Annotated in this window: 4 protein-coding genes; 2 read left to right on the forward strand and 2 right to left on the reverse strand. The window is 72.7% G+C overall.

The annotated features are described in order from the left end of the window. Positions 1-108: 108 nt before the first annotated feature. The gene (gene mshC, locus ACIA8L_RS48340; RefSeq protein WP_395915786.1) at positions 109-1,359 is read right to left on the reverse strand and encodes a cysteine--1-D-myo-inosityl 2-amino-2-deoxy-alpha-D-glucopyranoside ligase; all 1,251 of its coding nucleotides are present in this window, start codon (positions 1,357-1,359) and stop codon (positions 109-111) included. A gap of 59 nt (positions 1,360-1,418) precedes the next feature. Beyond that, positions 1,419-2,318, reverse strand: coding sequence for an alpha/beta fold hydrolase (locus tag ACIA8L_RS48345; protein WP_395915788.1), 900 nt, complete (start codon positions 2,316-2,318; stop codon positions 1,419-1,421). A 41-nt stretch (positions 2,319-2,359) separates the two neighbouring features. Between ACIA8L_RS48345 and ACIA8L_RS48350 the strand changes: the two genes are divergently transcribed. Further along, positions 2,360-2,926 carry a TetR/AcrR family transcriptional regulator gene (locus tag ACIA8L_RS48350; RefSeq protein ID WP_395915789.1) on the forward strand — a complete coding sequence of 189 codons (567 nt, stop codon included), beginning with the start codon at positions 2,360-2,362 and terminating at the stop codon, positions 2,924-2,926. A 36-nt stretch (positions 2,927-2,962) separates the two neighbouring features. Further along, positions 2,963-3,784, forward strand: coding sequence for a MerR family transcriptional regulator (locus tag ACIA8L_RS48355; RefSeq protein ID WP_395915791.1), 822 nt, complete (start codon positions 2,963-2,965; stop codon positions 3,782-3,784). Positions 3,785-3,938 lie beyond the last annotated feature (154 nt).

Consider the following 3,938-nt stretch of genomic DNA (forward strand, 5'->3'; position numbering starts at 1 on the left):
CGCGGTTGGTCTCGGCCCTCCGCCGCCGGCCACCGTCCGACGAGCGGCCGGCGCCGAAGAGCCGCTATCGGTTGTAACGCGTGCGAGGGGCCGTGCGGATCAGCGGAGTCAGAGCTTGATGCCCAGCAGCGCGTCGACGGCGGTGGTCATCAGCGCCGGGGCCTCGCGGTCGTCGCCCGCGTCGGCGAGGGTCGCGTCCACCCAGGCGTCGACCGCGGCCAGCGCGCCCGGGGCGTCCAGGTCGTCGCCGAGGCGTTCGCGGAGCTGGGCGACGAGCTCGGCGCCCGACGGGCCGATGCCGGCCCGGGCCGCCTCGCGCCAGCGGGACAGGCGCTGCTGGCCGGTCTTGAGCACGTCGTCGGTCCACATGCGGTCGTTGCGGTAGTGGTCGGCCAGGAGGGCCAGGCGCACGGCCATCGGGTCGATGCCGTCGGCGCGCAGGCGGGACACGAAGACGAGGTTGCCCTTGCTCTTGGACATCTTGTCGCCGTCGAGGCCGATCATGCCGGCGTGCACGTAATGGCTGGCGAATGGGGCTTTTCCTGACAAAGCCTCGGCGTGGGCGGCCGAGCACTCGTGGTGCGGGAAGAGCAGGTCGTTGCCGCCGCCCTGGATGTCGACCGTGTCGCCGAGCAGGCTCTGCGCGATCACGGCGCACTCGATGTGCCAGCCGGGGCGGCCCGGGCCCAGGTCGCCGCCGTTCCAGGCGGGCTCGCCGTCCCGCGCACCGCGCCACAGCAGCGGGTCGAGGGGGTCGCGCTTGCCGGGGCGCTGCGGGTCGCCCCCGCGCTCGGCGGCCAGGCGCAGCATCTCGGTGCGGGACAGGTTGGACTCGTAGCCGAACTCGGGGGCGGTGGCGACGGAGAAGTACACGTCGCCGGTGTCGTCGTCGAGGATATAGGCGTGGCCGGAGATCAGCAGCGCCGAGACCTTGCGGGCGATCTGCGGGATGGACTCGACGGCGCCGACGTAGCGCTTCGGCGGGAGGATCCGCAGCGCCTCCATGTCCTCGCGGAACAGGGCCGTCTCGCGCATCGCGAGCACCACCCAGTCCTCGCCGTCGCGGGCCGCGCGCTCCAGCAGCGGGTCGTCGATGTCGGTGACGTTCTGGACGTAGTCGACCTCAAGCCCGGCGTCCCGCCACACCCGGTTGGCCAGGTCGAACGCGATCATCGTGGCCGCGTGGCCGAGGTGGGTCGCGTCGTAGGGGGTGATGCCGCAGACGTACATGGTCGCGGGCCGGCCCTCGATCTCCACCGGTGCGATCTCCCGGCGCGCCGAGTCGAACAGGGCGAGGGGCTCGACGCCGGCAGCGGGGCGGGGCAGCGTCGGCAGCGCTGGCGCGGTCCAGGAGTCCATGACCAACAGCCTATCCGCGCTCCCGCCCTCCCCGGGATGTGACGATCGACGCCGTCGCCTCAGGTGCCGAGCCGGACCTGCGCGGACATCTGCTCGACCAGCGGCGCCCAGACGTGCGGCGGCAGGTTGTGTCCCATGTGCGGGTAGGTGACGAGGCGCGCCCCCGGCACCTGGCGCAGCAGTGCCTTCGGTCCGCTGGGGCGGACCATCGGGTCGTTCTCGCCGTAGACGATCAGGGTGGGCACGCCGATCCGGCTGACATCGATCGTGAGCTTGCTCGCCCGGCCGGCGGCCAGTTGCCGGCGCTCCGCGGCCGGGTCGAAGGGGCGCCGGTCGTGGGATCGTTCGGCGACCTCCCGGGCCCAGGGTTCGTCGAAGCCGCCGTCGGGCGAGGCGACGAGCCGGAAGATGTCGACGAGGCGCTGGACCTGCCCCTCGCGGTCGGGGGTGTAGCGGCGGCCGATCATCGTGAGGATCGGGCCGAACCGCAGGTGCCGCAGGGCGGCGACGCTGCTGGACGCCGGCATGGTCATCATGGCGGTCAGGCTGCGCACCCGCTGCGGGTGCAGCACGGCCGTGGCCTGGGCGATCACGCTGCCCATCGAGGCGCCGGCAAGGTGCGCGGAGGCCCAGCCGAGCGCGTCCATGACCGCGAGGCCGTCCTCCACGAAGTCCACCGTGGAGTACGCGGGCGCGCCGCCGCCGAGCAGTGCCCGCCACCACGGCTGCGCACCGGCGCTGTCGGCGGGGCCGGCGAAGGATGTCGAGAGGCCGGAGTCGCGGTTGTCGAAGCGGGCCACGTGGAAGCCGGCGTCGGCGAGGGCCGTGCAGAACGCGTCGGGCCAGAGCAGCATCTGCTGGCCGAGGCCCATGATCAGCAGCAGGGGCTCGCCGCCCGCCGCGCCGAACGTCTCGTAGGCGAGCTCCACGTCGCCGTTGCGGGCTATCTTGACCGCCATGTCGCACCTCCCCGGTTCCGATACGACTGTATCATAAAACCGTGCCGAAAATCGTCGACCAGGACGCCCGCCGCCGGGCGATCGCCGACACCGTCGTGCGGATCATCGGCACTCGGGGCATCGAGGCGGCCACCGTGCGCATCGTGGCCGCCGAGGCCGGGGTGTCCGCCGGCGCGGTGCAGCGGTGCTTCGCGACCCGGGCCGAGCTGCTGCGGTTCGTGCTGGAGCACCTCAACGCCCGATTCACCGCCCGCGTGGCGGCCCGGATGGCGCAGCAGCCGGACCCGGGCGACGAGGCCGTCGGGCTGCGCGTCGTCATCGACGAGATGCTGCCGCTGGACGCCGAGCGGCGTCTGACCTCGGCGGCGAACCTGGCCCTGCTCGCCCACAGCGCGACCGACCCGCAGGCGGCCGGCGTGATGCGCACCGCCTACACGGGAGCGCACACCTTCTTCATGCGCGCCTTCGCCGAAGAGCCGGCGATCGGCCTGTACGCCGTGATCAGCGGCCTGCAGGGCCCGCTCCTCGTCGGCGCGATCACCGCCGCGCAGGCCTGGTCGATCGCCGACGCCGCGATCGCCGGCGCGCGAGCCGCCCCGCGGGACTGAACCGCTTGCTCTTCCCGTAGCTGGAAGGGTTTGACTATGCGCATGACGACGGGCGTCCCCATCGGCGAGTTCTCGCGGCTGTGCCATCTTTCCGCGAAGACGCTGCGGTACTACCACGACATCGGGCTGCTGGTGCCGGCCGAGGTCGACGAGGAGACCGGGCACCGGCGCTACCAGCCGGGACAGGCCGGGGACGCGCACCTCATCCGGCGGCTGCGAGGCCTGGACATGCCCCTGGCCGAGATCCGCACAGTGCTCGCGGGACCCGGGGAGCAGCCGCGGGCGGCGGCGCTCACGCGGCACCTGGACCGGATGGAGGCCGAGCTCAGCCGGACCCGGGACGTGGTGGCCTCCCTGCGGCGGCTGCTCGACCAACCGCCGAAGATCACGGTGTTGTACCGCACACAGCCCGACGCCACCGTGCTGCGGCTCGACGGCCGGGTCGCGCGGCCCGACGTCGCCGAGTTCTGCCGGGTGAGCTTCGGCGAGCTCTTCGGCGCCCTGGCCGTGGCCGGCGCGGACCCGGCGGGGCTGCCGGGCGCCACCTACTCGGCTGAGTTCTTCGAGCAGGACGAGGGCGACGTCTCGGCGTTCGTCCCCGTCCTGCCCGGCCGCTTCGACACCGATCCCCGCCTGCGGGTCGTCCCGGCCCGGCGCTACGCGGTGGCGGTGCACGCCGGGCCGTTCGCCGACTGCGACCTCACCTACGGCGCGCTCGGCGCCCACGTGGCCGCCAACGACGAGGCGCTGCCGGAGCCGATCGTGGAGCTGTATCTGGTCGGCCCCCAGCACACCGACGACCCCGGCCGATACCGGACAGAAGTGTGCTGGCCCGTCGAATGCCGTGAATCCCAGTAAATGCCCCGTCGGGGTATAAATCCGATATGTCGAGGCGCGAAGCGCCCGACATATCGCACGCCCGACATATCGCACGCCCGACATATCGCACGCCCGACATATCGCACGCCCGACATATCGCACGCCCGACATATCGCACGCCCGACATATCGCG

The organism is Dactylosporangium sp. NPDC051541, assembly GCF_044454505.1.
Classification (GTDB): Bacteria; Actinomycetota; Actinomycetes; order Mycobacteriales; family Micromonosporaceae; genus Dactylosporangium.

Bases quoted from the DNA above. Each gene is read 5' to 3' on its own strand.
- mshC (WP_395915786.1), bottom strand. From the start codon at position 1,359: ATGGACTCCTGGACCGCGCCAGCGCTGCCGACGCTGCCCCGCCCCGCT.
- ACIA8L_RS48345 (WP_395915788.1), bottom strand. From the start codon at position 2,318: ATGGCGGTCAAGATAGCCCGCAACGGCGACGTGGAGCTCGCCTACGAG.
- ACIA8L_RS48355 (WP_395915791.1), top strand. From the start codon at position 2,963: ATGCGCATGACGACGGGCGTCCCCATCGGCGAGTTCTCGCGGCTGTGC.